Below are 1,618 nucleotides of genomic sequence, written 5' to 3' on the forward strand. Positions count from 1 at the left end.
ATGCTTCATAACGTCCTCCCGAGACTCGCCCGGTTCCCGCAGTCCTGCCTGCGCTCCGACCGGGCCTGCGTCCTGGACCAGGAGGGCCTGGACGAACCGGCCGCGCCGCACGCCGAGTTCCGGCACGGCGCGGGCGTCCTGGCCGAGAGCCTCGAAGGAGCCGCCCGGTTCGCTTCCGGCGAGGGCCGGCACGGGTCGTTCACGGTCCTGTGAGCGAGCCGGGCGTGGTCGTGCGTCATGTGCAGTGACTCACCCTCCGCCCACCCCGTATCCGGTACGGAACCCCGTACCGGATACGGCAGGATGAACGATCGTGCCGACCGCAGGTCAGGGTGGTCGGGCACCTTCGGACATCCCGGAAGATGAGCAGGTGACGACGTGACGAGACTTCACATCCGGCCGCCGGTGACGGCGTTCGCGGCAGATCCCCGCCCCGGAGGTGACCGGTGAACCGGGCACTCACCGTGGACGATCTGCTGTTCGCCGGCATCGCCCTCGCCTCGGGCCTGCTGGCGGCGTTCGCGCTGCGCATCCTGCTGCGCTGGCTGGGCCGGCACGCCGACCGCACCCGCTGGACGGGCGACGACGTCATCGTGCACGCGCTACGGGCCGTGGTGCCCTGGGCCGCGATCGTGGGCGGCGTGGCGGGCGCGGCGGCGGTGCTGCCGCTGACCCGCGCGGTGCAGCACACCACCAACCAGGTGCTCACCGTGCTGCTCATCTTCGTCGCGACGGTGTCGGCGGCCCGGGTGGTGACCGGGCTGGTGCGCACGGTCACGCAGTCCCGCTCCGGGGTCGCCGGATCGGCCACGATCTTCGTCAACATCACCCGGATCCTGGTCCTGGCGATCGGCTTCCTGGTGGTGCTCCAGACCCTGGGCATCTCCATAGCCCCGCTGCTCACCGCTCTGGGTGTCGGCGGTCTGGCGGTCGCCCTGGCGTTGCAGGACACCCTCGCCAACCTCTTCGCGGGCATCCACATCCTCGCTTCCAAGACCGTGCAGCCCGGTGACTACATCCGGCTCAGCAGCAACGAGGAGGGTTACGTCGAGGACATCAACTGGCGGCAGACGACGGTCCGCAACCTGTCGAACAACCTCGTCGTGATCCCCAACGGTCAGCTCGCGAAGACGAACATGACCAACTTCATGCGCCCCGAGGAGCGGCTGACCGTCCTGGTCCAGGTCGGGGTGGCCTACGACAGCGATCTCGACCACGTGGAGCGGGTGACCAACGAGGTCATCGCCGAGACGATGACCGAGGTCGAGGGCGCCGTGGCCGACCAGGAGCCGATCATCCGCTTCCACACCTTCGGCGACTCGCGCATCGGCTTCACCGTCATCCTGGGCGTCGGCGAGTTCAGCGACCAGTACCGGATCAAGCACGAGTTCATCAAGCGCCTGCACAAGCGCTACCGCGCGGAGGGCATCCGCATCCCCGCCCCGGCCCGGACGGTGGCGCTCCAGCAGGGCGGGGCCGTCATCCCGCAGCAGCGGACCGGTGAGATCGAGCCGGGCGGGCTGAGTCCCGTCCGGCTCGTCTGAGGGGCGCCGGCGCGGGCCTGTGGCCCGCTGGGGGGGTCTGGGGGGAGCTGGGTGACGGGGGCGGGGTACGGAGC

1 protein-coding gene and 1 pseudogene are annotated in these 1,618 nt (G+C 70.3%); both read left to right on the top strand.

The genetic code is table 11. The annotated features are described in order from the left end of the window. Positions 1 to 213: pseudogene (locus ABZ281_RS48655) on the top strand (hypothetical protein); the annotation flags it as partial. Between the two features lie 233 nt (positions 214 to 446). Then, entirely contained in the window at positions 447 to 1,544 is a 1,098-nt protein-coding gene (locus ABZ281_RS48660; protein WP_356665187.1) for a mechanosensitive ion channel family protein, read from the top strand. Positions 1,545 to 1,618 lie beyond the last annotated feature (74 nt).

Source organism: Streptomyces sp. NPDC006265, from assembly GCF_040613555.1.
In the GTDB taxonomy this organism is placed as follows: domain Bacteria; phylum Actinomycetota; class Actinomycetes; order Streptomycetales; family Streptomycetaceae; genus Streptomyces.